Here is a 24854-nt window from a genome sequence, read left to right on the forward strand (position 1 = left end):
GCCGAAAAAATGTGCCTGTGCCCACATATTTCCTGTTTCGCCGGCGTGCCGAGGCGGTCCATATCTCTGCAGGGCGTGGCACAAGCCTTGCCACTCCCCAGCCCAGCCATTCCCGCAACACCGCAGCGGCCGAGGGCGGGCGCCCAGGCAGGAGGCCAAGATGGATTTCACGCAGGCGGGACCCTACGACACGGTGCTTCGCGGTGGCCGGGTGATCGACCCGGCGCAGGGCATCGACGCGATCGCGGATGTGGCCGTGCGCGCCGGGCGCATCGCCGCGGTCGGCCCGAACCTGCCGGGCGTGGCGCGGGAAACCTACAACGTCGCCGGCCAGCTTGTGCTGCCCGGCATGATCGACACCCACGCGCATGTCTACCGCTACGTCACCGGCCGCTTCGGGCTCGATGCCGACATGGTGGGCGTGCATTCCGGCGTGACCACGCTGGTGGACCAGGGCGGCCCCTCGGTCCTCACCTTCCCGGGCTTCCGGGAATACGCGGTGAAGCCCGCCGCCAGCCGCGTGCTCGCCTTTCTCTCCGCCTACATGGTGGGCGGGCTGGAGGGGCACTACTACCCCGAGCTCTACCGGCCGGACTGCATCGCCGTGGAGGACACGATCCGCAGCGGGCGCGAGAACGGCGACCTCGTGCGCGGCATCAAGGGCCATGCGGAGATCGGCGGCTTCACCCGCTGGGGCGACGAGGCGATGAAGAAGGCGGCGGAGATCGCGCGCGAGATCGACCGGCCGCTCTACATCCATTTCGGCCAGCTCTGGCCCCTGCCGGAGGACGTTCCTTCCTACGACCCGGACGCCATCCTGCCGGACATGCTGGAGATCATGCGCGCCGGCGACATCCTGGCGCATCCCTTCACCCGCCACCCCGGCGGCTTCGTGGACCGGCACGGTAAGCTCCACCCGGTGGTGCGGGAGGCGCTGGCGCGCGGCCTGAAGACCGATGTCGGCCACGGCTCCCACTTCTCCTTCAAGATGGCGCGGCTGGTGCTGGAGGCGGGCGTGCTGCCGGATACGCTCGGCGCCGACATGCACGGCTACAACACCACCCTGCCGAAGCCGCGCGGCACGCCGGACACGCATCCCGACAAGGAGGAGATGCACCTCTTCGCCGGCCGGCAGAACTTCTCCCTCGCCTCCGCCATGACGAGCATGCTGGCGCTGGGGATCGATCTCGACCACGTCGTGCGGATGGTCACGGTGAACCCCGCCGCGATGCTGCGGATGGAGGACGAGATCGGCAGCCTGCAGGTGGGGCGCGAGGCGGACATCTCCGTTCTCTCGGACGAGCGCGGCCGCTTCCTGCTGCAGGACAACGAGGACACGAAGGTGATCGCCGAGCGGCTGCTGCGCCCCGCCTTCTGCCTGCGCGCGGGCCGGCGCTACGAGGCCGATGCGGTCGTTCTTCCCCGCCCGATCCTGGCCGAGGCGGCGTGAGTCCCGACGGGGTCGGCCAGGGAGGCGGCCAAGGCGTCGGCGCCAGCCTTCTTCGCAAGGAGGATGCGCGTTTCCTGCACGGGCGCGGCCGCTATGTCGGCGACATCCGCCCGGCGGGGCTGCTGGAGGTGGCCTTCCTCCGCAGCCCGGTGGCGCATGCCCGCCTTCTCGGCGTCGGCAAGCCGGCGGACGCGGAGGCCCGGGTCTTCACCATGGCGGACTTGGCCGGGGTCGGCGGCATCCGCGCCGCCTCCGCCCTGCCGGGCTTCCGGGTCTCGGAGCAGTCCGTGCTCGCCAGCGGCAAGCTGCGCTATGTCGGCGAGGCGATTGCCGCCTGCGTCGCCTCCAGCCGCGCCGCCGCCGAGGACCTCGCCGCCGCCTGCAGCCTCGACTACGAGGAGCTGCCGGTCGTCTCCGACATGCTCACGGCCCGGGCGCCCGGGGCGCCGCTGATCCACGAGCACTGGCCCGACAACGCCTTCCTGGAGACGCAGCGGGACGAGGACCTGTCCGACCTGGACGGGATCGCGGCGGCGAAGGTCACGCGGCAGCTGCGCACGGCCCGGCAATGCATGGTACCGATGGAGGGGCGCGGCGTCCTGGCGGAGTGGGACCCTCGGCTGGAGCAGCTGGTCGTCACCAGCTCCACCCAGCAGCCGCACATCATCCGCAGCGGGCTGTCGGAGGTTCTGGGGCTGGACGAGGGCAGCATCCGCGTGATCGCGCCCGATCTCGGCGGCGGCTTCGGCTACAAGGGCATCCTCCTGCCGGAGGAGATTGCATGCGCCTGGCTGGCCATGCGGCTGGAGCGTCCGGTCCGCTGGATCGAGGACCGGCTGGAGCACCTGACGGCCAACGCCAATTGCCGGGAGCACCACTACGTCGTCACCGCCTGGGCGGATCGCAATGGGCGGCTGCTCGGCGCGGAGGTGGATGCCACGGTCGATTCCGGCGCCTACTCCTCCTACCCCTTCAGTGCCTGCCTGGAGGCGGCACAGATCGGCTCCATCTTCCCCGGTCCCTACACCCTGCCGCGCTTCCGGTTCCGCACCGTCTCCGCCTGCACGAACAAGCCGCCCATCCTGCCCTATCGCGGCGTGGCCCGCACCGGCGTGTGCTACGCGCTGGAGACGACGATGGACGCGCTGGCGCGCCAGCTCGGGATCTCCCCGGCGCGCATCCGCGAGGTGAACCTCGTCCCGCCCGATGCGATGCCCTACCGCAACCTCGTCGGGAAAGTCTTCGACAGCGGGGATTATCCGGAGGCGCTGCGCCGCGCCGTCGCGCATTTCGACCTGGACCGGATCGCGGCGCGGCAGGCAGCCGGGGAATGCGTGGGCTTCGGCCTGGCGGTGTTCTGCGAGCAGGGCGCGCACGGCACCTCCGTCTATCACGGCTGGGGCATCCCCTTCGTGCCGGGCTACGAGCAGGCCATGGCGCGCTTCACGCCGGACGGGGTGCTGGAAATCCGCACGGGGCTGCAGAACCACGGCCAGGGCATGGAGACCACCTTCGCCCAGGTGGCGCATGAGGTTCTGGGCGTGCCGGCCGCGCGCGTCCGCGTGGTGCATGGCGACACGGCGCTGACGCCCTATTCCACGGGCACCTGGGGCAGCCGCGCCGCGGTGATGGGCGGCGGCGCCGTGGCCGAGGCCTGCCGGCTTCTGGGCGAGCGGGCGCTGGCCATCGGTGCCTCCCTGCTGCAGGCGGAGCCGGGGGGGGTGGAGATCTCGGGCGGGGCCGTGCGCCGGCGCGACGGCGGGGCCGAGGTCACGCTGGAGGAGGTGGCGCGCACCTGGTACCGCCGCCCCCAGAACCTGCCGCGCGGCGTGGATCCGGGCGGGCTGGAGGTCACCGGCGGCTACCGCCCCGATCCCGATACCGGCACGCACTCCTACGCCTGCCACGCCGTGGTCGCGCGCGTGGACACCGAGACGGGCGAGGTGGTGCTGGAGGATTACGTCATCGTCGAGGATGCCGGGCAGATGCTGAACCCGATGATCGTGGACGGGCAGGTGCTCGGCGGGCTTGCCCAGGGCGTCGGCACCGCGCTGTACGAGGAGATGCCCTTCGACGCCTCCGGCCAGCCCCTGGCCGGCACGCTGGCGGACTACCTCGTCCCCGGCGCGGCGGAGTTGCCGGCGACGCGCATCGACCACATGGAGACGCCCAGTCCCTGGACGCGCTTCGGCCAGAAGGGCATCGGCGAGAGCGGGGCGATCGGCCCGCCCGCCGCCATCGTCAACGCCGTCAACGACGCGCTGCACCGGTTTGGCGCGGAGGTGATGGACCTGCCCGCCAGCCCCGCCCGCGTGATCGAGGCGCTGGAGAAGGCGCGCGCCCGTTGAAGCCCGCCCCCTTCACCTACTCCCGCCCGGCGGACTGGCCGGCCGCGGTGGCGCTGCTGGGGGGCGGCGCCCGCCCAATGGCCGGCGGGCAGTCCATCGGGCCCATGCTGAACCTGCGCATGGCGCAGCCCGAGGGGGTGATCGACCTGCGGCACCTGCCGGATGCCCGCGGCGTCACCGTGTCGGGCGGGCGCTGCCGGATCGCCGCGGGCACGACCCATGCCGCGATCGAGGACGGGGCCGTGCCGGGGCGCCTTGGCGCCATCCTGGCCGGCGTGGCGCGGCGCATCGCCTATCGCCCCGTGCGGAACCGCGGCACGGTCGGCGGCAGCCTGGCCCATGCCGACCCGGCCGCGGACTGGGTGGCGGTGCTGCCGGCCTTCCCGGGCGACGCGGTCGCGGTCGGCCCTGCCGGGGAGCGCCGCATTCCACTGGCGAGCTTCGTCACCGGCCTCCTCTCCTCGGCGCTCCGGCCGGACGAGCTGCTCCGCGCCATCGAGCTGCCCGTCCTGCCCGAGGGGACGCGCTGGGGCCACTGGAAGTTCTGCCGCAAGCCCGGCGAGTTCTCCAAGGCTACCGCCTGCGTCCTCGCGGTTCCCGGCGAGGCGCCGCGCGCCGTGCTGGCCGCGCTGGACGAGCCGCCGATGCTCATTCCCGATGCCACCGCCCTGATAGCCGCGCCGGAGGAGGAGGCTTCCCGCATCGTCGCCGCCCTGCCCGGGCTCGACCCCTGGCGCGCCGCCCTGGCGCGCACCGCGCTGCGGCGCGCCGTCCGCATGGCCGGGGAGGACGCATGACCCGCCTTCCGATCCACCTGACCGTGAACGGCGAGGCCGCCGAAGTCCTGGCGGAGCCGCGCACCCACCTTGCCGACCTGCTGCGGGGCGAGCTGCTGCTGACCGGCACGCATCTTGGCTGCGAGCACGGGGTCTGCGGCGCCTGCACGGTGGAGCTGGACGACGCCCCCGCGCGATCCTGCATCACCCATGCCGGCGCCTGCGACGGCGCCCGCATCCGCACCATCGAGGGCTTCGCGGGTGACGCGGTGATGGAGGCGCTGCGCGGCGCCTTCACCGCGGAGCACGCGCTGCAATGCGGCTACTGCACGCCGGGGATGTTGATCACCGCGCGCGACATCGTCCTGCGCCTGCCGGATGCGGACGAGGTGCGCGTGCGGGAGGAGCTCTCGGGCAATCTCTGCCGGTGCACCGGCTACCGCGGCATCGTCCGGGCCGTCCTGCGCGTGCTGGAGGCCCGGCGCGCCCTAAAGGGGTGACGGGTCGAGGAAGCGCCGGAGCACGTTGCGCGTCAGGCGGCTGACGTTGTTCTCGTAGTCCTTGCAGGTCAGCGCGCAGGCATAGGCGATGGAGCCCGTCGAGAAGACGGCCCCTCCCCCGGCCGTGGTAAAGAAGACGAGGTCCGCGCGGACGCGCGCGTTCTGGTCGCCCATCATGCCCCGGTGCAGCGTCCGGGATTCCTCGGGCACGGGAACGCCGCCGTAGCCGAGCCGGTCCGCGGTGGCGAGCCAGACGAGGCCTGGCGGCGAACCGAGCGTGGGCTCCACCCGATCCACCTCGATCCCGGCCGCGCCGCCCCCCCGCAGGCCGAACTCGCCGAGCGGTGCGTCGAGGTCGATCCCCTCCGTCAGCCAGGCCAGGGCCGGGTCGCGCGCTCCGTCCAGCCAACGATAGGGCGCCGAGGCCGTGAAGACCTGCGCGTCGAAGCCCACCCCCACGAGGCGCTGCGGCGGCCGCCCGTTGGTGCGCCAGGTGCCGGAGGGCTCGCCGGTGAAGGCCAGGCTGTCCTCTCCGGCCTCCCCCTCCCAGGTGCGCAGCCCGATCATGCCGCGGCGCACCTCCATCGCGTGCGGCCGCTCCGGGTGGAAGGCGATGCGCCAGTAGAAACCGTTGCCGCCGAGATAGATGTGCCGGCCGCCGCCGCGCTGATAGGCATCGAAGGCATCGAGCATGGGGCGGGAGACGTATTCGGGATGCGATCCCGTGATGACGCAGGCATAGGGCCGCAGCACCCCCACCCCGTGCCGGTCGATGTCTTCGTCCGTGACGATGTCATAGGTCTCGCCGAAGTGCTCGAGCCAGTCCAGCACGTGGGTGTCGTTGCCGTAGTTGAAGGTGGCGCCGCGCGGCCGCATGTTCAGGATCGGGCGGGCGGCGGTGCTGACCTTCCAGCCGCTGCCGTCATTGTGCGTATCGTAGGTCGAGAGGCCGAGCTCCCGGTGGCTCTGTAGGTAGACATCGTCGGGGGAGAGCGCGATCAGCCCTTCCAGCATCGCTTCCGCATGGACCTGATCGAGCCGCAGCGCGCTGTTGGCATAGGCCAGGAAGGTGGCGGTGCTGGCCACGAAAGCGAGGCGCGCGGAGGGGCGGCCGACCGGCGCCCGCACGAAGAAGGCAACGAAGCTCTCCACCGGCTCCGCGCCCTCCGTCCGCGCGCGCAGGCGGAGGGCGTAGAAGCCGGGCCGCCAGTCCGCCGGCACGGTCAGCCGCAGGTCGGGCTCCCAGCCGGCATCGGCCATGTCGTCCCGGTGGAAATGGATGGCGCCGTACTGCCACGGCGCCTCGGTCCAGCCTCGTGTGCTGCCGTCCCAGTTCGCGCCGGTCATGGCGCGGGCCGGCATCTGCAGGAGCGTGCCGTCCAGCCGGTTGGCCGAGCGGTCCCGGACGCGGTCGGTGTCCATGCCCTCCGACAGGTCCCAGGCCGCGAGCAGCAGCGGGTCGCCCGCATCCGGCCGCAACGCCTCGCAGAGACGGTGCAGCGCGTCCGGCGGCAGGGGCGCGGCGTAGAGGCGCGGCCGGTCCAGCTTGCCGTCGTAGAGCCCGATCACCCGCGGCGAGGGACCGGCCGCGGCGGCGTGGCCGGCCATCGTCAGCACCGTGTCCGCGGGCCAGGACAGCGCCGCCGGGCCGGGTGCCGCGACGGTGGCGCTGCGGTCCCGCCCGGACTGCGGATCGAGGCTGCGGACGGTGATCCGGACCTCGCGCGCGGCGGGGTCCCAACTGCCGCCGAGCAGCACCCATTCCCGTTCCAGCAACGGGTGCGGCGAGACCGCGCGCCAGCTTCCCGTGCCGTCCGCGACGACGAATTCCGGCCGCCCCTCGGCATCGAGTCCGAGGCGCCAGCCCCGCTTCGTCTCCTCGCACCAGCGGGCCAGCACCGTCTGCGCGATGGTGCCGGCATAGTCCAGACCCGGCGCGGTCGGCCAGAGAAAGGCGCCCGCCGTGAAGCCCGACAGCGCGGCGAGCGCCGGCGCGTCCGGCACGATGGCGCAGGAGCCGGGATAGAGGGGCTGCTCCCGCAGCGGCACCACCCCGTCGATCGGGGTGCCCGGGAAAACCAGTTTCAGGCCGGGGCCGTCCGGGTCGGGATCAGCGCAGCGCACGCGGGCCACCGCGGCTTCGGCCCTCGCGATCGCCGGGCTGGAGAGGTGGAAGCGCACCTCCTCCCCCGGGGAGACGGTGAGCGGCAGGGCGTAGCCGAGGATGGCGGTGGTATCGACCGCACCGGGAACTGGCATGTCGGGGTGCTCTGGCCTCATGTGCCGGCGGGCGCGTCGGCGATACTCTCCGGCAGAGGGTTGCCGGCAAGCGCCGCCCAGCGCCGCTTAAAGACCTCCCACTCGGCCTCGGCCAGGGAGGTGAAAATCTCGTTCGGGAAGGTCCGCACGGGCTGGTTCCGCCGGAACGGCAGCTCCGCCAGCATCCAGCGCCGGTTCGGCTCCACCACGACGAGGATCCACCGCGCCCCGCGCTCCGCATCGCCGTTCCAGCGCATGCGGTGCAGCAGCTTCTGCAAGCTGTCCCCGTGCGGGCCGCGCGGCCGGCGGCGGAACTCCAGCGCCAGCTCGACCCGCGAGGGATCGAAGGGCCAGTGCGCCGCCGCCGGATCGTTCACGAGCATGGCGTTCGTGCCGGATCAGGACTTGCGGACGTTGTGGAACAGCGGGAAGCCGCTCGGGATTCCCGTGACGCTCTTCAGGAAGGCGGTGGGCTGGTAGTACAGGCCGGTCGGCAGGTAGGGAACGTCCTGGAAGGCCTGGAGCTGGATGTCCCGCACCAGCCGCTTCTGCTGCTCGGGATCGCCCGCGTCCATGAACTGGTCCCGCAGCGCCTCAATCTTCGGCAGGTCCGGCCAGCCATAGGTTCCGGCCTTGCCGGGGCCACGGACATAGGACTGGGTGGCGGGGTTGATGGCGATGACGCCGGGGATGATGTTCGCCCAGACGCTCCAGCCGCCGGCCTCCAGCCCGCCCTGGTTCGGCAGGCGGCTGGCGACGGAGCCCCAGTCCGAGGCCTGGTAGTCCAGGTTGATGCCGACGCGGCGGAACATGTCGCCGGCGATCTCGCTCTGCGCGTTCAGCACGGCGAAGTCGGTGGGCACCACGAAGGTTACGCGCTCGCCCTTGTAGCCCGCCGCCGCCAGGTCGCGCTTCACCTTCTCAAGGTTCGGCGCGCCGTTCATCACCTCCAGCCCGGCCTCGGTCGCGAGCGGGCTGCCCGGCAGGAAGAAGCCGCAGCGGGCGTTCCACAGGCTGGGGTCGCTCCCCATCACCGCCGTCATGTAGTCGGCCTGGTTGATGCCGGCGAGAAAGGCGCGGCGGATAGCCGGATTGTCGAAGGGCGGCTGCAGGTGGTTGAAGCGGATCATGCCCATGGTGCCGGCGCGGTCCTTCACCTCCACCTGGATGTTGTTCCGGCGGCGCAGAAGGGGCAGCAGGTCGGGGGCCGGGCTCTCCCACCAGTCCACCTCGCCCTGCTGCAGGGCGGCGGCGGCGGTGGCGGCGTCGGGCAGCGTGTGCCACTCGACCCGGTCGAGATAGGGGATCTTCGGGCCGGCCAGGAAGCTCGGCGTTCCGTCCGGGCGCGGCTTGTAGCCGGCGAAGCGCTCGTAGACGGCGCGCGAGCCCGCCACGCGCTCCGCCGCGACCCAGCGGAAGGGGCCGCTTCCCACCACCTCCGTCACCTGCGTCGTCGGCGGCTGGGCCGCGAGGCGCGCCGGCATGATCGGGCAGAAGGCGGAGGGCTTGGCGAGGGCCGTCGCCAGCATCGGGAAGGGCTTGCTCAGGCGGATCTGCAGCACGCGGTCGGAGAGGGCGTTCATCTCCAGCGTCACGGCGCGGATGTTCCGGCCGAGCACGTCCGCCTGGGTCCAGCGATTGATGCTGGCGATGCAGTCCCGCGCGAGCACCGGGGTCCCGTCGTGGAAGGTCAGGCCCTCGCGCAGCGTGATCTTCCAGCTCTTGCCGTCATCCTCGATGACATGGCCCTCGGCCATCTGCGGCTGGACGTTGAAGCTCTCGTCCAGCCCGTAGAGCTGGTCGAAGACGAGCATGCCGTGGGTGCGCGTCACCAGCGCCGTGTTGAACACGGGATCGACGAGGGTGAGGTCGGCCGCCGGCACGAACTTCAGCACCTTGGCGCCCTGCGCCAGGGCGGGGCCCGCCAGGGATGCGGCGCCGATGGCGGCACCCGCCTTGAACATGTCGCGACGCTTCATGGTGCTCTCCTCGTCGGGGGTGGGGGTGTTACGCGCGCACGAAGTCTCGCCTGTCAGCCCGCCAGCGGCGGGCGGTGTTGCGTCCAGGGCTGCGCGGCCTCGAAGGCGGCGCTGGCCTGCAGCACGCCGAGATCGTCGAAGCGGCGCCCGACGATCTGCAGGCCGACGGGGAAGCCGGCCTCCGTGAAGCCGCAGGGAATGCTGGCGGCGGGATTGCCCGACCAGTTGAAGGGGTAGCTGAACTCGGCCCAACTCAGCCAGTCCCAGGGGTGCTGCGGCCAGTGCTCGGGCTGCAGCCGGTCGGCCGGGAAGGCCGCCACACTGACGGCGGGGGTCAGCAGGAAGTCGTAGCCTTCCATGAACTCGTGGATGGCCTGGCAATAGGCGAAGCGGCGCTCCCGCATCGCCATGAACTGCGCGACGGTGTAGTCCGTCGTCGTGCGGATCATGGCGACGAAGCCGGGGTCCATCCGGTCCTCCCATTCCGGGAGGTACTTCAGCCGGGCGCTGAAGGTGGCGGGCCAGAAGAAGCGCGACAGCTCCGGGCCGAGCCCGCCCCAGGACGGAGCGACGGTCTCGACCTGTGCGCCCATGGCCTCGAAGACGCCGACGGCGCGGGCGACGATTGCGGCCACATCGGGATCCACGCGGGCATGGCCGAGATCGGGGCTGTAGGCGATGCGCCGGCCGCGCATGCTGGCGGAGAGCCGCGCGGCATAGTCCTCCGCCGGTGCCTCTAGCGAGGTGTAGTCCCAGGGGTGCGGACCGGCCATCGCCCCGAGCATCAGCGCCGCATCCGTCACCGTCCGCGTGAGCGGGCCGATATGGGTCGCCAGGTCGTTGTTGGACATCGGCCAGTTCGGCACGCGCCCATGGGTCGGCTTTAGCCCGTAGACGCCGCTGAAATGCGCGGGCATGCGGATAGAGCCGGCGCCGTCGCCGCCCTGGTGCAGCGGCCCGTACCCCACCGCCGCCGCGACGCCGGCGCCGGAGGAGGAGGCGCCGGCATTGTAGCCGGCCTTCCAGGGATTGCTGGTGACCCCGTAGACCGGCGCCTCGCTGACGCCCTTCCAGCCCCACTCGGCCGAGGACGTCGTCTTGCCCAGCATGACGCAGCCGGCCTCGTAGAGGCGCGTAACGCAGGGAACGTCCACGTCCGGGATCGTTCCCTCCAGGATATGCGTGCCGAAATCCGTCCGGATGCCCTTGGTGTGCTGAAGGTCCTTGATGGTGACCGGCACGCCTTCCAGCGGGCGGGGCTCGCCGCGCATCCAGCGCGCCTCCGACTCCCTCGCCGCTGCGCGCGCCTGGTCCGGCGTGGTGCGCGCCATGGCGTTGACGCGCGGGTCGGTGCGATCGACGTGGCGCAGTATTGCTTCCATCACCTCGACGGGGGAGACGGACTTGCTCCGGTAGAGGGAGAGCAGCTCACCCGCCGGCAGGAAGCCCAGATCCGCGTCCGTCATCAGCATTCCTCCGTGCGGGAAAGGGGCGTTTCGAGACAAGGCAACGGGCGTGCCATCCCTTGCCGCGCCATCAAAGAAGGGCCTCCGCCGCTTCCGCCTCGAAGACCTTCGGATCGTAGACGGGCGTGGGAATACCCTCCATCCGCGCCTTCAGCTGGATGGCGAAGAGGCGGGAGTAGAAGCGGATTTGCTGGAGGTTGCCGCCCTGCAGCCAGAGCCCTTCCTGGCGCGTGGGCTTCCACATGTTCCGCAGCTCGCCGGACCAGGGGCCGGGATCGCGCCGCGTGCCGGAGCCCAGCCCCCAGACATGCCCGACCCGCCGCGCCGCCTCCTCGGAGACGAGCCCGGCGATCCAGCTCTCCATCGGCTCGAAGCCCGTCGCGTAGACGATGAGGTCGGCCGGAAGCACGGTGCCGTCATCCAGCGCCACGCCTTCAGGCACGATGCGGGAGACCCTCACGCGGCTCCTCAGCTTGATGTCGCCGCCGATGATGAGGTCGGAGGCGCCGACATCGATGTAGTAGCCGGAACCGCGGCGCAGGTACTTCATGGAGAGGCCGCTCTCGTCCTCCCCGAAATCCAGCATGAAGCCTGCCGCCTCGAGTTGCCGGTAGAACTCGGCATCCTCCCGGCGGATCTCGTCGTATAGGGCGCGGTGCATCGGCGGCAGGGTTGCGTAGGGGCGGGAGGCGGCAATGAAATCCGCCTGCTCCGTGCCGATCCCGGCCTCCAGCGCGTCCTCCGAGTAGAGCTTGTAGCCGAAGTGGCGGAGCTGCGTGTCGGCCTTCACCACCAGGGTGGAGGAGCGCTGCACCATCGTCACGTCCGCGCCGCACTCCCACAGCTCCGCCGCGATGTCGTGCGCCGAATTGTTGGAGCCGATGACCACGCATCGCTTGCCGGCGTAGTCTTCCCCGCCGCGATAGGCGCTGGAATGGAGCTGGACGCCCCGGAAGGTCTCGGCGCCGTCATAGGCCGGCACCTGGGGTGCGCCGGACATGCCGGTGGCGAGGACTAGCTGCTTCGGGCGCAGCGTGACGGGCTGGCCCTCCCTGCGGACGGTGACCTCCCACTCGCCCTTGCTCTCATCGAAGCGCGCCGCCTCGGCGCGCGTGGAACTCCAGATGTCGAGCTCCATCAGCCCGGCATAGGACTCCAGCCAATCCGCCATCCGGTCCTTCGGCGTGAAGACCGGCCAGTGACCGGGGAAGGGAAGATAGGGGAGGTGGATGTTCCACACGGGGTCGTGCAGGCAGAGCGTGCGGTAGCGCCGCCGCCAGGCGTCGCCCGGCCGGGGATGCGCGTCGATGATCAGGGCCGGCACGCCCAGGCGGCGCAGACGGGCGCCGAGGACGATGCCGCCCTGCCCACCACCGACGATGAGGACATAGGGCTGCTCCGTCGTCCCGATCGCCCGGGCCTCCTCCTCCCGCCTCTCCCGCCAGCTCTTGCGACCCGGGGCGGCACCGTGCTCGGCGCCGGCCTCGCGCGTCCGGCCGGTCCTCTCCTCGTGCCCCTTCAGCTCCAGCGCGGCCGTCATCAGCGTCCAGCACCGCCCGTCCCGCAGGCGGATGTGGCCGCGCGCGCGGACCGTGCCCGTCTCGAAGCGGAACCAGGCCTCGGTAACCGGGCCATCGGCTTTCGCCGTGCCCGGCTCCAGGCGGAAGCCGGTCGGTTCAACGCGGGCAAGCGTCTCCTCCAGCATGGTCCGGATCGCCGAAGGGGCCTCGAAGGTCGCGATGGACCAGGTGAAGGGCAGCAGGTCCCGCCAGTAGCTCTCGGCATGGAACAGCGCCGCGGCACCGGCCGCGTCGCGGGCCGCGATCCGCTGCGAAAGCGCCGCGAGCCACTCGCCCGCCACGGCTTCCGCCGCCTGCGTCGTCACCGTCATGCGCCCCCTCGCCCGCCGCTCAGCGGTTCGCCGCCCGGATCGCTTCGACCAGCGGCTGGATCTTCTCCACCGGCTGCACGGAGGAGCGCCGGGCCTTCAGCGCGGCAAAGGCGTCGTCCGTTCGCTCCAGCGTCAGGCGTACATCCGCCTCGGTAAGGGCGGAGCAGATGAACATGTTGTGGTAGGGGCTGAGATAGACGCCGCGGTCCAGCGCCTCCGTCACCCAGGCATAGCCGAAGCGGAAATCCGGGTCCTCCTCGAAGAGGATCTGCGGCATCTGCGCCGGCCCGGTCTGGCGCAGGGTGAAGCCGTGGGCGGCCGCCTGCTGCTGCAACCCCTCGCGCAGCGCGGTGCCCCGCGCGATCGTCCGCTCCAGGTAGTCCGTCTCCCGGATGGCGCGCATCGTGGCGACGCCCGCCGCCATCGGCACGGCGGAGAACCAGAAGGATCCCGTGGCGACGATGGATCCCGCGGCCTGCCGCGCCTTCTCCACGCCGAGCAGGGCGGAGACCGGCTGGCCGTTGGCGATCGCTTTGCCCCAGCAGCTCAGGTCCGGGGAGACGCCGTAGGCCTCGATGCTGCAGTCCCGGTCCAGGCGGAAGCCCGCGCGCACGTCGTCCACGATCAGCAGCGCCCCCGCCCGGTCGCAGCTCTCCCGCGCGAACTGGAGGAAGGCGGGATCGGGCAGGAACTGGTCCTGGAAGACCTCGTGGCGGAAGGGGGTGATCATGATCCCCGCTAGGTCGTCCCCGGCCATCTTAACCGCGTCGGCAAGGCTCTCGACGTCGTTGTAGCGGAAGTGGATCACATGCGCCTTGTCCTCGGGCATGAGGCCGCGGCTGGCGCGCTGGATCGCCCAGCCGGAGGCACCGTGATAGGTCCCGCGGCCGACCAGGATCTTGCCGCGCCCGGTATGGGCGCGGGCGGTGGCCACGGCCATGGAGGTGGCGTCGGTGCCGTTCTTGCAGAACATGGCCCAGTCGGCGTGGCTGACCTGCGCGACCATGGCCTCCGCGAAGGCGACCATCGCCTCGCCCGGCCCTGTCATGGTGTCGCCCCGCGCGCGCTGGGCGGCGGCGGCCGTGTCGATCTCGGCATGGCCATAGCCGAATAAATTCGGCCCGAAGGCGCACATATAGTCGAGGTACTCGTTCCCATCGACGTCCCAGAGCCGGGCGCCCTCGGCCCGCGAGAAGAACTGCGGGTAGCCCTCCGGCAGGAGGGCGACGGACTCATGCCCGTACATCCCGTTCGGGATCACGGCGCGGGCCCGCTCCATCAGCGCCGCCCCCTGCGAACGATTCCGCCCCATCTGCCGCGCCTTCCATTCCTCGAATTAGTTCGATTTGGGAGAGGTTCTGCGGGGCTGTCAATCGCCTTGTTCCGTCGCTAGGACTGGCAGGGGGAGAGGAGAGGCCGATGGTCGAGACACGCCCGGACACGCCGAGGCGGCCGCTCCGGGCACGGGGCCGGTCCCGCTACGAGGCCCTGCTGGACGCGGTGGACGCGCTGGTGCGGCAGGGCCCGCCGGCCTCGATCAGCCTGCAGGACGTGGCGCGGGAGGCCGGGGCGCCGCTGGCTTCCGTGTACCACTACTTCCCCAACAGCACGGCCGCCTTCCTGGGGCTCGCGCAGCGCTACCACCGTTTTTTCGAGGCCGTGTACGAGGAGCCGATCCCGGAGATGCCGGAGACCTGGCCGGGCCTGAACCGCCTATGGGCCGCGCGGGGCCGCCGGGTCTACGAGACCCATCCGGCGACCATGCGGCTCTTCCTCGGGGCCGATGTCGCCGGGCGCATTCGGGAGGCCGACCTGGACGCCAACCGGCGCTTCGGCGAGCACCAATACCGGCTGCTGCGGCAACACTTCCTCATCCCCGAGGACCCGTCGCTCGTCGACCGGCTCGCGATCGGCGTCACGATCAGCGATTCGATCTGGTCCCTCTCCTACATCCGCCACGGCCGCCTGACCGATGAGATGGTGGAGGAGGCCGCGCGGGCGAAGGAGGCCTATCTGGCCGCCTTCATCCCGCCCCGCGCCGCGCGGCGCGGGGAAGACTGAGACCTCAACCCTTCCGGATGTTGTAGAAGATCGGGAAGCCGTTGAGCATGCCCGTCACATCGGCGCGGAAGGCCGTGGGCTGGGTGAAGAACCCCGTCGGCAGATAGGGGATGTCTTCGAAGGCCTGGCGCTGCAGCGCCTCCGCGAGGCTCTTCTGCTCCGCCAGGTCCTCGGAATCCATGAACCGGTCGCGCAGGGCCTCGATCTTCGGCAGGTCTGGCCAGCCGTAGGTGCCCGCCCGGCCAGGACCGCGGACATAGGACTGCGTGGCGGGGGTGGTGGCGATGATGCCGGGGATGGTGTTGCACCACACGCTCCACCCGCCCTGCTCCAGGGAGCCGCGGTTGTTCACGCGCCCGGCGATCGTGCCCCAGTCGCCGGCCTGGTAGTCGAGATTCACGCCGCTGCGGCGGAACATGTCTCCCGCGATCTCGCTCATCGCGTTCAGCCGCGCTTGGTCGGCGGGCACGACGAAGACCACGCGCTCCCCCTTGTAGCCCGCCGCCTCCAGGTTGCGCTTCACCCGGTCGAAGTTCGGCGCGCCGTCCATCGTGTCCAGCCCCACCTCGCTCGCCAGCGGGCTGCCCGGCAGGAAGAAGCCGCAGCGGTCGTTCCAGAGGGAGCGGTCCTCGCCGAGCACCGCCGTCATGTAGTCGGCCTGCCGGATGCCCGGCAGGAAGGCGCGGCGGATGGCCGGGTTGTCGAAGGGCGGCTGCAGGTGGTTCAGGCGGATCATGGACATGGAGCCGGTCCGGTCCTTCACCTCCACCCGCAGGTTGCGGTTCCGGCGCAGCAGCGGCAGCAGGTCCGGCGTCGGCTGCTCCCACCAGTCCACCTCGCCCTGCTGCATCGCGGCCGCGGCCGTGGAGGCATCGGGCAGGGTGAGCCATTCCACGCGGTCCACCCCGGCGCGCTTGCCGCCGGCGAGGAAGCTCGGGGGCTCGTCCCGCGGCACGTAGCCCTCGAAGCGCGCGTAGACTGCCCGGGCGCCCGCCATGCGCTCACCGGGAACCCAGCGGAACGGGCCGCTGCCGACGATCTCCGTTACCTGCGTGGAGACCGGCAGCTTCGCGAAGCGCTCCTGCATCACCGGGCAGAAGGAGGAGGGCTTGGCGAGCGCGGCGGCGAGGAAGGGAAAGGGCTTCTTCAGGCGGATGGTGAAGACCCGGTCGGAAACCGCCGCCATCTCGTCGGTAATGGCGCGGATGTTCTGCCCCAGCACGTCCGCCTGGCTCCACCGGGCGATGCTGGCCACGGCGTCCGCGGCGCGGATGGGCGTTCCGTCGTGGAAGGTGATGCGCTCGCGCAGCGTGATCCGCCAGGTGCGGCCGCCATCCTCGACGACATGGCCCTCCACCAGCTGGGGGCGCGGCGCGTAGTTCTCGTCCAGCCCATAGAGCTGGTCGTAGACCATCATGCCGTGGTTGCGCGTGACGAGCGCCGTGTTGAAGACCGGGTCCAGCAGCGCCAGGTCGGTCTGGGGCACGAAGCGCAGCACGCTCCGCGCGCCCGGCGTTCCCTGGGCCCGGACGACGGACGGGGCCGCGACTGCGGCGGCGGAGAGGGCCAGTACCTCACGACGCTTCATCGTTCTTCCTCCTCTTGGCGTGGTCTCGGCAGAATCCGGTGTCACGGCACGCCCAGCCAGTCCGGCAGGCGGGTGATCCAGGGGCAGGCGGCCTCGTAGCGCGCGGCGGCCTGCAGCACGCGCAAGTCGCCGCGCGGCGGGCCGATGAGTTGCAGGCCCATGGGCAGCCCGCGCGGGTCGAAACCCGCGGGCAGGCTGATGGCCGGGAGGCCCGCCATGGTGGCGCCCGCCACCACCTCCATCCAGCGGTGGTAGCTGTCCATCGGGCGGCCGTTGATCCTCGCCGGCCAGTCGATGCCGGCCTCGAAGGGGAAGACCTGGGCCGAGGGGATCAGGAGGAAGTCGAAGCGCTCGAACAGGGCCGTGAAGGCCTTGTACCAGGCCCCGCGGTCCAGCCCGGCCTTGTAGACGTCAAGGCCGCTGAGGCCGTGGCTGCCCTCGATCTCCCAGATCGCCTCCGGCTTCAACTGGCGGCGCTGCGCCGGATCGCGCCAGGCCGCGTCGTGCCGGCCGCCGATGCTCTGCTGGCGGAGGACGACGAAGGCCTGCCAGAGCCGCTCGGGGTCGAACGCCACCCGGGCTTCCTCGACGGAGCCGCCGGCCTGCCGGAAGACGTCGAACGCCGCCGTGCAGAGCTCCAGCACCCCCGGCTCGAAGGGCAGGTGCCCACCAAGGTCGCCGAGCCAACCGAGGCGCAGCGGCCCCCTCCCCTCCTCCAGCCGCTCCTCGAAGCGGAAGCCCGGATCCTCCAGCGAGAGGGGCGCGCGGGGATCGTAGCCGGCCTGGACCGAGAGCAGCATCGCCACGTCGCGCACGGTGCGGCCCATCGGGCCCTCCACGGCCATCTGGCCGTAGAAAGGGTCCGGCGTGTCGGCCGGCACGCGGCCCTGGGAGGGGCGGAAGCCGAAGACGTTGTTGAAGGCGGCGGGGTTGCGGAGCGAGCCGCCCATGTCGCCGCCATCGCCAACGGGCAGCATCCGCGTGGCCAGCGCCACCGCCGCGCCGCCGCTGGAACCGCCCGCGACGCGGGAGGGGTCGTAGGCGTTGCGGGTGAGGCCGAAGACCGGGTTGTAGCTGTTCGAGCCGTAGCCGAATTCCGGCACGTTGGTCTTGCCGATGATGACCGCGCCCGCCGCCCGCATGCGGGCGACGAAGACCGCGTCCGCCTCGGGCACCTGGTCCGCGAAGAGCGGCGAGCCGAGCGTCGTGCGCAGACCCTTCGTCGCGGCGAGGTCCTTGATGGCCTGGGGCAGCCCGTGCAGCGGCCCCACCGCATCGCCCCGCGCCACCGCCCGGTCGGCCTCCTCCGCCTCCGCCAGGAGCTCCGCCCGCGGGCGGAGCGAGACGATGGCGTTCACGCGCGGGTTCGCCGCCTCGATATGGTCGAGATAGGCCGCCATCACCTCGCGCGACGAGACCTCGCGCCGACGGATCATCGCCGCGAGCGGGACGGCATCGATCCGGCACAGCGCCGGGACGGTAATGGGGGCCGCGCCGTCGCTCACGGCCGGAGCACCTGCACGGACCGCGCGGCCGCGCGCACCCCATCCCAGCCGTAGAGCATCGGCACCATCCGCGCGCCGGCCCATTCGGCGTGCTGGTCCGTGTAGTGCGGGCTGCCCGGCTGGCCGGAGACGCCGTGGAACACGACCCAGCGGCTGTTGTCCCAGTTCCCGACATCGAAGACGTAGCGCGCCAGCGCGCCATAGGCCGCGGCGGGCCCGACGGAAGCCAGCAGGCCGTTCGCCATCACCGTGTCGTTGTCGCCGCCAATCGGCAGGGCGGGCGGATCCAGCAGCGGAGCCGCCTCAGGGAAAAGGGCGGAGAGGGGATGCGTGAAGCGCGGCCGATGCGCCTCGCCCCATGGCTTCGCGCCCTCCCCCGCCGCCTCGCGCAGCGCGGCCACGATCGCCTCGTCCCAGCTCCAGCCGTCCAGCAGGGATGCGTCGTCCCGCCGCAGCAGGTTCGGCAGCGCCCACCAGAGCTGGTTCATCGGGGCCACACCCGGTGCCACGGCGAGCCAGGGATGCGCGCCGGCGCCCGATAGCCCGCTCCGCTCCGCCAGGATGCGGGTCAGGGCCCGCCGCAGCGCGGCATAGGCCGTCGGCTCCGTCGCCCCCGCCTCCATCCGTGCATCCCAGGCCAGGAGCCGTGCCCGCAGCGCCTCCGTCTCCCCGTCCAGCGGCGCGAGTGCGGCCAGCCGCGCCTGCAGCAGCCGCGCGTTGGGCGAGAGGGTGTCGCCGTGGATCCCGCCGGCATCCTCCGCCCCGAAACCCGACATCTCCCGCAGACGCTCCAGGATGCGTGCCGCGCGGTAGGGCGGGTGGCAATCCGTGCAGAGGTAGTCCGGGTGATCGTCCGCCACGACGCGGTTGTTGGCGGTGACGATCAGCGCCTCCTCCGGGTCGATCACCCGGGGCATCTCGTCATGCGTGATCCAGCCCTGCCAGGCGTGCTCGCCCGTCCAGCCCGGTACCGGCAGCCAGCCATTCTCCCGACTGCGCCGCGGCACGCGCGCCCGCACGAGGTGGCCGATATGCCCCTTGGTGTCGGCGGCGACGAGGTTATGGTCGATCAGGCCCCAGCCGCGCGTCGCCTCAAACAGGTCCTCGACGCCCTCGGCCCCCGTCATGCGCGGCAGGCAGTCGAAGGAGAGGTCCGCTTCCGCGAACTGCACGGATCGCAGCGAGATCGCGGTGCCCCCGCGCGGATCGCCCGCGATCACCGGGCCGTTCGGCGTCTCCAGCACTTCGAAGCGCCGCGACTCCGCGCCGCGCACCGCGACCGTCTCCTCGCGCCGGGCCACTGGCACCCACTCCCCGGCACTCATCACCCGCGCGCCGTCCGCGTCCAAGCGCTCCAGGAAGACGTCGTGGATGTCCATGAAGGCGTGCGTCACGCAGTAGGCCACGCGGCCGTTTTGCGCGAAGTGCGGGAAGCCCGGAACGCCCGGCACGGTCAGCCCGATCATGTCGAAGGCATCGCAGGCCACGTGGTGCTGCGCGTACATGTTCGGGATCTCGAAGACCCGGTGCGGATCGCCCGCCAGCACCGGCCGCCCGGTGCGGCTGCGCGCGGGGCCCACCGCCCAGTTGTTGCTGCCGCCCCCCGTCTCGTCGCCGGGCAGGCCGAGCGATTCCAGCAGCGCGCGGATCGCCGGCGCCAGGGCCGCGAGGTCCGCCTCGTGGCGATGCACCTCCGCGCCCGGCGGGATGCAGAGGAGGTCGAGGCCGCCATCGTCGTAGCGGAGCTTCGCGACGCCCTCCGCCCCCACCGTCGGCAGCGCCGCCGCCCGCCACAGCTTGAACCAGACCGACCCCATCAGCAGCCCCAGCCGCCGCATCACCGCGATGCTGTGCCAGCCCTCCCAGGGCTCCGGCCGCGCATCCAGCAGGGCGTACTCCACCGGCAGGGGCGCGCCGGAGCCGAGGAAAGCGTTCACCCCGGCCGCGTAGGATTCCAGCATGGCCCGCGCCGCCTCGCCCAGCGCGGCGTGATCGCGCCGGCAGGCCGCCTCCATGCCCAGTCGCCGGACGAGGATGTCGGCCTCCACCGCCCCCGCCCCCAGCCACTCCGCCGCGCGCCCGAGGGCGCGCCGGCGCGTCAGCTCCATCTGGAACAGCCGGTCCTGCGCGTGCACGACGCCCAGGGCGAACCAGGCATCCGCCGTCGGCCCCGCTCGGAGATGCGGGATGCCGTGGGCATCGCGCAGGATCTCCACCGGCGCGAGCAGGCCGGGAAGGCGAAGCTCGCCCTCCATCGGCGGCAGCGCCTGCTTCAGGGCATGGGGATCGACTGTTGGCAAACCTGTCCCTCCGGGCAGAGCCGCGGAGTGTGGGACGCTGGAAGGGTGCTGTCGATACGCGACCGGTGGGGTCGGCGAGGGAGCGGATCGCCCGCCCGGACGAGGCTGCCCCGGGCACGAGGTGCCGCGCGCCGGAGACCCGGCCCGCGGCAGGTCTTCAACGGGCCACCCCTCCCCTCGCCAGCGGCTCGAGGAGGTCCAGCACGCCGTTGCTGAGGATCTGCACGCCGACGCAGAGGAGCAGGAAGGCCGCCAGCCGCGTGACCGCGCGCGCGCCGGTCCGCCCCATCAGGGCGATCAGCCGGTCCGCCGAGCCATAGGCAATCCAGACGGTTAGGGAGACGAGGGCCGCCGCGAGCGCCATGCCGGCGAAGAAGGCGCCGTTGCCGAACCCACTGGCCGGCCGCGAGGAAGCGAGGGCAATGGCGACGGAGATGGTGCCGGGCCCCGTGGTGAAGGGCATGGTGAGGGGGAAGAAGGCGGCGTCCTCGATGTCGCTCGCCGGGGCCGCCTGCTCCTCCTTGCGCGCCTCCTGCACCTCCGGGGCGGTCAGCAGGATCCAGGCCCGGCTCGCCACCACGAGGCCGCCGGCCACGCGCAGCGCGCCGAGCGTGATCCCGAAGAAGTTCAGCACATAGCCGCCCACCCCCAGGGAGACGAGCAGCACCAGGAGCGAGTAGACGCCGACCCGCCGCGCCAGTAGGGCCCGCTCCTCATGCGTGCGGTCCGCCAGGACCTGGCTGAAGATCAGGGCCCCGCCAAGCGGGTTCACGATGGAGAAGAGCGCGGGGAAGCCCAGCAGGAAAGCCCCCAGGGCGCCGCCGAGCGGAAGAGAGCTCATGTCCACAGCACGCTCCTTGCGGGCCCCTGTCCTGCTTGCGGGGCCGGTCGGGGTTGTCGGAGGGGATGGGGGGCGCCCCGACAAGGCCGGGGCATACCCCCTCCTAGGATCGGGACAGGGCGGCGTCCACCGGCGCCGCGGGCGCTGCCGCCTCCCGCCGCGCCATCGCCCTGGCCACCACGTAGAAGGCCGGGGTGAAGACCAGCCCGAAGGCCGTGACGCCGAGCATGCCGGCGAAGACGGCGGTGCCGAGGCTCTGCCGCATTTCCGCGCCCGGGCCCGTGGCCAGGGCCAGCGGCAGCACGCCGAGGATGAAGGCGAGCGAGGTCATCAGGATCGGCCGGAGCCGCGTGCGGGCCGCCGCCTCGGCCGCCTGCCAGCGGGTCATGCCTTCCCCCTCGGCGTGCCGGGCGAATTCCACGATGAGGATCGCGTTCTTTGCCGCCAGGCCGATCAGCACCACGAGCCCGACCTGGACGAGCACGTTGTTGTCCAGGCCCCGATGGTTCACCCCGATCATGGCCGCCATCACCGACATCGGCGCGATCAGCACCACCGCCAGCGGCAGCAGCCAGCTCTCGTAGAGTGCGGCGAGCAGCAGGATGACGAAGACCACGGCCAGGCCGAAGGCGATCGGGGCGGTGTTGCCCTGGGTGGTCTCCTGCAGCGCGATCTCTGTCCACTCGAAGCCGAAGCCCGGGGGCAGCTCCTTGCGCAGCAGCTCCTCCATGGCCGCGATCGCCTGGCCGGTGGAGACGCCGGGCTTGGGCGCGCCCTGCACCTCGGCCGCGGGGTAGAGGTTGTAGCGGGGCACGCGATAGGCGGCGGTGTCCGGCTCCAGCGTGGCCAGCGCCCCGATCGGCACCATGGCGCCGTCGGCGTTGCGCGTGCGCAGCAGGGCCACGTCGCGCGGCGTCAGGCGCTGGGTTTCCTCGGCCTGGGCTGTGACGCGGTAGGTGCGGCCGAGGATGTTGAAGTCGTTGACGAAGGTGGAGCCTAGATAGGTGGAGAGCGCCTCCGAGACGCGGGACAGAGGCACGCCCAGCATCTCCGCCTTGCTGCGGTCCACCTCGGCCCGCAGCGTCGGGGTCTTGGTGTTGAACAGGGTAAAGGCCAGGGCGATCTCCGGGCGCGCATTGGCGGCGGCCACCACGCGGTTGGTTACCTCCTCCAGCGCCCGCGACCCCCGGTCACCACGGTCCTGGATATAGAACTTGAAGCCGCCGCCGGTGCCGATGCCCGGAACGGAAGGCGGCGGGATGACGAGGGCGAGCGCGTCCTGCCCCTGGGAGAGCTTCGCCCGCACCGCCGCAGTGATGCCGGGGAAGGTCAGGCGCGCCGCCTCGCGCTCCTCGAAGGACTTGAGGGTGACGAAGACCACGCCGGCATTCGGGGCATTGGTGAAGGTGGCCCCGTCGAAGCCCGCGAAGGCCACGGCATGGGCCACGCCCGGGATCTCCCGCACGTCGCGGGCGGCCTGGCGGATCACCTCGTCGGTCCGCGACAGCGCCGCGCCCGGCGGAAGCTGGAAGGCGGTGATGAGGTAGCCACGGTCCAGCGGCGGGATCAGCCCCGTGGGCGTGCTCCGCACCTCATAGCCGGTGAAGGCGAGAAGACCGGCATAGAGGATCAGCAGCACGGCGGAGAGGCGCACCAGCCGCCGGGTCAGCGCGCCGTAGCCGAGGGAGAGCTTGTCGAAAAGCATGTTGAAGCCGCGGAAGAACAGGCCGAACGGCGCCCCGATCCAGGCGCGCCAACCCGTCGCCTTCTCGTGCGTGTGCGGGCGCAGCAGCAGGGCGGCGAGCGCGGGCGAGAGGGTAAGCGAAACGAGGGCCGAGAGCAGCGTAGCGACGGCGATGGTGACGGCGAACTGCTTGTAGAAGGCGCCGGAGATACCTTCGATGAAGGCGGTTGGAATGAACACGGCGCAGAGGACGAGGGCGATGGCGAGAAGGGCGAAGCCCACCTCGTCCATGGTGCGGCGCGTGGCGGCCACGGGGTCCATTCCCTCGGCCATGTGGCGCTCCACGTTCTCCACCACGACGATGGCGTCATCCACCACGATGCCGATCGCCAGGATCAGGCCGAACATGGACAGGTTGTTCAGCGAGAGGCCGAGGACGGAGAGGAAGGCGAGCGTGCCGATGATGGAGACGGGGATGGCGGCCAGCGGAATGATGGAGGCGCGCCAGGACTGGAGGAAGAGGATCACCACGAGCACGACGAGGATGATGGCTTCCACGAAGGTGTGGACCACAGCCTCCATGGATTGCTCGATGAAGTCCGTGGTATTGTAGACGGTGCTGTAGTCGATCCCCGGCGGGAAGTCCTTCTTCAGCTCCTCCAGCGTCGAGCGCAGGGCGGCCGCGGTGGCGAGGGCATTGGAGCCGGGGCGCTGGAAAACCGGCATGGCGACGGCGCGGTCACCGTCCAGGTAGGCGTTCACCGTGTAGTCCTGGCTCCCCAGCTCCACCCGTGCCACGTCGTGCAGCCGCAGCGGCGCGCCGTCCTCCCCCGTCGCGACCACGATATCGCCGAACTCCTCCACGCTCCGCAGGCGCCCGAGCGCGCGGATGTTGAGCTGGAAGGCGCCGTCAGAGGCGGCGGTCGGCGGCTGGTTCAGCCCGCCCGCGGCCACCTGCATGTTGGCGCGTTGCAGCGCCTGCACCACCTCGCCCGCGGTCAGCCCGCGGGCCGCGATCTTCGCGGGGTCGAGCCAGACGCGCATCGCGTAGTCCCGCGCGCCGAAGACCTGCACGTCGCCCACGCCGTCCAGGCGGGCGATGCGGTCCTTCACGTAGAGAGTGGCGTAGTTGGAGATGTACTGCGCGTCCCGCGATCCGTCCGGCGAGTACATGTGGATGAGCAGCATGATATCGGGGGAGGCCTTGCGGACCGTGATGCCGAGGCGCCGCACCTCTTCCGGCAGGCGCGGCTCCGCCACCGCGATGCGGTTCTGGACGAGCACCTGAGCCTTGTCGACATCGGTGCCCTGGCGGAACACCACGTTCATGGCCAGCCGTCCGTCGCCGGTGGCCTGGGAGGAGACGTAGAGCATTCCCTCCACGCCGTTGATCTCCTGCTCCATGGGCGAAGCGACCGTCTCCGCGATCACGGCGGCCGAGGCCCCTGGATAGGTGGCGGCGATGGTGACGGTCGGGGGCGCGATCTCCGGGTACTCGCCGATCGGCAGCCGCGTGCCGGCGATGGCGCCGATCAGCACGATCGCGATGGAGATGACGGCGGCGAAGACCGGCCGCGCGATGAAGAACTGGGCGAAGCGCATGGCACGTCCTCCTGGGTTCGGTTCAGCGGGCTTCGGCGACGCGGGCGCGACCCGCGAGGGGCCTCAGCTCCGCCGTGACACGGCCGCCGGGCCGGGCGAGATGAAGGCCGGAGACGACCACGTTGTCGTGCGGAGCGAGGCCGTCCCGCACCACGCGCAGCCCATCCACCACGGGGCCGAGGGCGACGGGCTTGGCCACCACCGTGCCATCGGCCGAGACCGTCATCACCACTCGCGCGGCCTGGTCGGCGGCGATGGCCGCGTCCGGCACCATCAGCACGTCGCCCTCCCCGGCGCGGAGGCGCAGGCGGGCGAAAGTGCCGGGGGTGAGGAAAAGGTCGGGGTTCGCGATCGTGGCGCGGGCGCGGATCGTGCCGGAGCGGTTGTTCAGCGCGGAATCCAGGAAGTCCATCCGCCCCTGGCGCGTGAACTCCGCCTCGTCGGCCAGGCGCAGCTGCACGGGGCTCTCCTCCGCCTGGGGGCCGCGGCGGGTGAAGCGCAGCAGGTCGGCCTCGCTGAGGTCGAAGGTGGCGTAGATCGGGTCCAGCGCCACGATCGTCGTCAGCAGGGTGGCGCCGGCCTGGACGAGGTTGCCGGCGTCCAC

The 24854-nt window shown here is 71.7% G+C and carries 17 protein-coding genes; 5 read left to right on the forward strand and 12 right to left on the reverse strand.

Features of this window, described 5'->3' with window-relative positions:
• Window positions 1-160 precede the first annotated feature (160 nt).
• Genes J5Y10_RS25390 through J5Y10_RS25405 form a run of 4 tightly spaced genes read left to right on the forward strand, consistent with a single transcriptional unit; the run spans window position 161 to window position 5074 of the window.
• The gene (locus J5Y10_RS25390; protein ID WP_209376933.1) at window positions 161-1450 is read left to right on the forward strand and encodes an amidohydrolase/deacetylase family metallohydrolase; all 1290 of its coding nucleotides are present in this window, start codon (window positions 161-163) and stop codon (window positions 1448-1450) included.
• On the forward strand, window positions 1447-3798 hold the full coding sequence (locus J5Y10_RS25395; RefSeq protein ID WP_209376934.1) for a xanthine dehydrogenase family protein molybdopterin-binding subunit: 2352 nt from the start codon (window positions 1447-1449) through the stop codon (window positions 3796-3798). Before J5Y10_RS25390 ends, J5Y10_RS25395 begins: the two co-directional genes overlap by 4 nt.
• A complete protein-coding gene (locus J5Y10_RS25400; RefSeq protein WP_209376935.1) occupies window positions 3795-4595 on the forward strand; it encodes an FAD binding domain-containing protein in 801 nt (266 codons plus the stop codon). The genes J5Y10_RS25395 and J5Y10_RS25400 overlap by 4 nt, the downstream gene beginning before the upstream one ends.
• Window positions 4592-5074, forward strand: coding sequence for a (2Fe-2S)-binding protein (locus J5Y10_RS25405; RefSeq protein ID WP_209376936.1), 483 nt, complete (start codon window positions 4592-4594; stop codon window positions 5072-5074). Before J5Y10_RS25400 ends, J5Y10_RS25405 begins: the two co-directional genes overlap by 4 nt.
• Here the strand turns inward: J5Y10_RS25405 and J5Y10_RS25410 are convergent.
• From J5Y10_RS25410 to J5Y10_RS25435, 6 genes are all read right to left on the reverse strand, one after another.
• The gene (locus J5Y10_RS25410) at window positions 5063-7333 is read right to left on the reverse strand and encodes a N,N-dimethylformamidase beta subunit family domain-containing protein (protein ID WP_209376937.1); all 2271 of its coding nucleotides are present in this window, start codon (window positions 7331-7333) and stop codon (window positions 5063-5065) included. The two genes, J5Y10_RS25405 and J5Y10_RS25410, sit on opposite strands and share 12 nt — an antisense overlap.
• A gap of 17 nt (window positions 7334-7350) precedes the next feature.
• Window positions 7351-7716 (reverse strand): N,N-dimethylformamidase alpha subunit family protein, encoded by a 366-nt coding sequence (locus tag J5Y10_RS25415; protein ID WP_209376938.1) that lies wholly within the window; start codon window positions 7714-7716, stop codon window positions 7351-7353.
• A 15-nt stretch (window positions 7717-7731) separates the two neighbouring features.
• Window positions 7732-9312: an ABC transporter substrate-binding protein gene (locus tag J5Y10_RS25420; protein WP_209376939.1), complete on the reverse strand. Its 1581-nt coding sequence runs from the start codon at window positions 9310-9312 to the stop codon at window positions 7732-7734.
• 53 nt (window positions 9313-9365) lie between these two features.
• Window positions 9366-10778: an amidase family protein gene (locus J5Y10_RS25425; protein WP_209376940.1), complete on the reverse strand. Its 1413-nt coding sequence runs from the start codon at window positions 10776-10778 to the stop codon at window positions 9366-9368.
• Between the two features lie 70 nt (window positions 10779-10848).
• The gene (locus tag J5Y10_RS25430) at window positions 10849-12669 is read right to left on the reverse strand and encodes a flavin-containing monooxygenase (protein WP_209376941.1); all 1821 of its coding nucleotides are present in this window, start codon (window positions 12667-12669) and stop codon (window positions 10849-10851) included.
• Window positions 12670-12688: 19 nt separating this feature from the next.
• Entirely contained in the window at window positions 12689-13981 is a 1293-nt protein-coding gene (locus J5Y10_RS25435; protein WP_245215092.1) for an aminotransferase class III-fold pyridoxal phosphate-dependent enzyme, read from the reverse strand.
• A 107-nt stretch (window positions 13982-14088) separates the two neighbouring features.
• Here J5Y10_RS25435 and J5Y10_RS25440 point away from each other — a divergent pair, with 107 nt between their 5' ends.
• Window positions 14089-14730, forward strand: a complete 642-nt coding sequence (locus tag J5Y10_RS25440) for a TetR/AcrR family transcriptional regulator (RefSeq protein WP_209376942.1) — start codon at window positions 14089-14091, stop codon at window positions 14728-14730.
• A 4-nt stretch (window positions 14731-14734) separates the two neighbouring features.
• Here the strand turns inward: J5Y10_RS25440 and J5Y10_RS25445 are convergent, their stop codons facing one another.
• The 6 genes from J5Y10_RS25445 to J5Y10_RS25470 all read right to left on the reverse strand — a co-directional run.
• Complete coding sequence (locus J5Y10_RS25445) at window positions 14735-16318, reverse strand: ABC transporter substrate-binding protein (protein ID WP_209376943.1); 1584 nt, start codon at window positions 16316-16318, stop codon at window positions 14735-14737.
• Between the two features lie 41 nt (window positions 16319-16359).
• A complete protein-coding gene (locus J5Y10_RS25450) occupies window positions 16360-17823 on the reverse strand; it encodes an amidase (protein ID WP_342453019.1) in 1464 nt (487 codons plus the stop codon).
• The gene (locus tag J5Y10_RS25455) at window positions 17820-20123 is read right to left on the reverse strand and encodes a penicillin acylase family protein (protein WP_209376944.1); all 2304 of its coding nucleotides are present in this window, start codon (window positions 20121-20123) and stop codon (window positions 17820-17822) included. The genes J5Y10_RS25450 and J5Y10_RS25455 overlap by 4 nt, the downstream gene beginning before the upstream one ends.
• Window positions 20124-20280: 157 nt before the next feature.
• The gene (locus tag J5Y10_RS25460; protein ID WP_209376945.1) at window positions 20281-20964 is read right to left on the reverse strand and encodes a MarC family protein; all 684 of its coding nucleotides are present in this window, start codon (window positions 20962-20964) and stop codon (window positions 20281-20283) included.
• Window positions 20965-21067: 103 nt separating this feature from the next.
• Window positions 21068-24250, reverse strand: coding sequence for an efflux RND transporter permease subunit (locus J5Y10_RS25465; protein ID WP_209376946.1), 3183 nt, complete (start codon window positions 24248-24250; stop codon window positions 21068-21070).
• 22 nt (window positions 24251-24272) lie between these two features.
• A partial coding sequence (locus J5Y10_RS25470) for an efflux RND transporter periplasmic adaptor subunit (RefSeq protein ID WP_209376947.1) occupies window positions 24273-24854 on the reverse strand: 582 nt, incomplete at its 5' end.

It is taken from the genome of Roseomonas indoligenes (genome assembly GCF_017813365.1).
Lineage (GTDB): Bacteria > Pseudomonadota > Alphaproteobacteria > Acetobacterales > Acetobacteraceae > Roseomonas > Roseomonas indoligenes.

Excerpts from the sequence above, each read along its gene's own strand:
- J5Y10_RS25390 (WP_209376933.1), top strand. The coding sequence starts at position 161 with ATGGATTTCACGCAGGCGGGACCCTACGACACGGTGCTTCGCGGTGGC.
- J5Y10_RS25405 (WP_209376936.1), top strand. The coding sequence starts at position 4,592 with ATGACCCGCCTTCCGATCCACCTGACCGTGAACGGCGAGGCCGCCGAA.
- J5Y10_RS25410 (WP_209376937.1), bottom strand. The coding sequence starts at position 7,333 with ATGCCAGTTCCCGGTGCGGTCGATACCACCGCCATCCTCGGCTACGCC.
- J5Y10_RS25415 (WP_209376938.1), bottom strand. The coding sequence starts at position 7,716 with ATGCTCGTGAACGATCCGGCGGCGGCGCACTGGCCCTTCGATCCCTCG.
- J5Y10_RS25420 (WP_209376939.1), bottom strand. The coding sequence starts at position 9,312 with ATGAAGCGTCGCGACATGTTCAAGGCGGGTGCCGCCATCGGCGCCGCA.
- J5Y10_RS25425 (WP_209376940.1), bottom strand. The coding sequence starts at position 10,778 with ATGACGGACGCGGATCTGGGCTTCCTGCCGGCGGGTGAGCTGCTCTCC.
- J5Y10_RS25430 (WP_209376941.1), bottom strand. The coding sequence starts at position 12,669 with ATGACGGTGACGACGCAGGCGGCGGAAGCCGTGGCGGGCGAGTGGCTC.
- J5Y10_RS25435 (WP_245215092.1), bottom strand. The coding sequence starts at position 13,981 with ATGGGGCGGAATCGTTCGCAGGGGGCGGCGCTGATGGAGCGGGCCCGC.
- J5Y10_RS25440 (WP_209376942.1), top strand. The coding sequence starts at position 14,089 with ATGGTCGAGACACGCCCGGACACGCCGAGGCGGCCGCTCCGGGCACGG.
- J5Y10_RS25445 (WP_209376943.1), bottom strand. The coding sequence starts at position 16,318 with ATGAAGCGTCGTGAGGTACTGGCCCTCTCCGCCGCCGCAGTCGCGGCC.
- J5Y10_RS25460 (WP_209376945.1), bottom strand. The coding sequence starts at position 20,964 with ATGAGCTCTCTTCCGCTCGGCGGCGCCCTGGGGGCTTTCCTGCTGGGC.
- J5Y10_RS25465 (WP_209376946.1), bottom strand. The coding sequence starts at position 24,250 with ATGCGCTTCGCCCAGTTCTTCATCGCGCGGCCGGTCTTCGCCGCCGTC.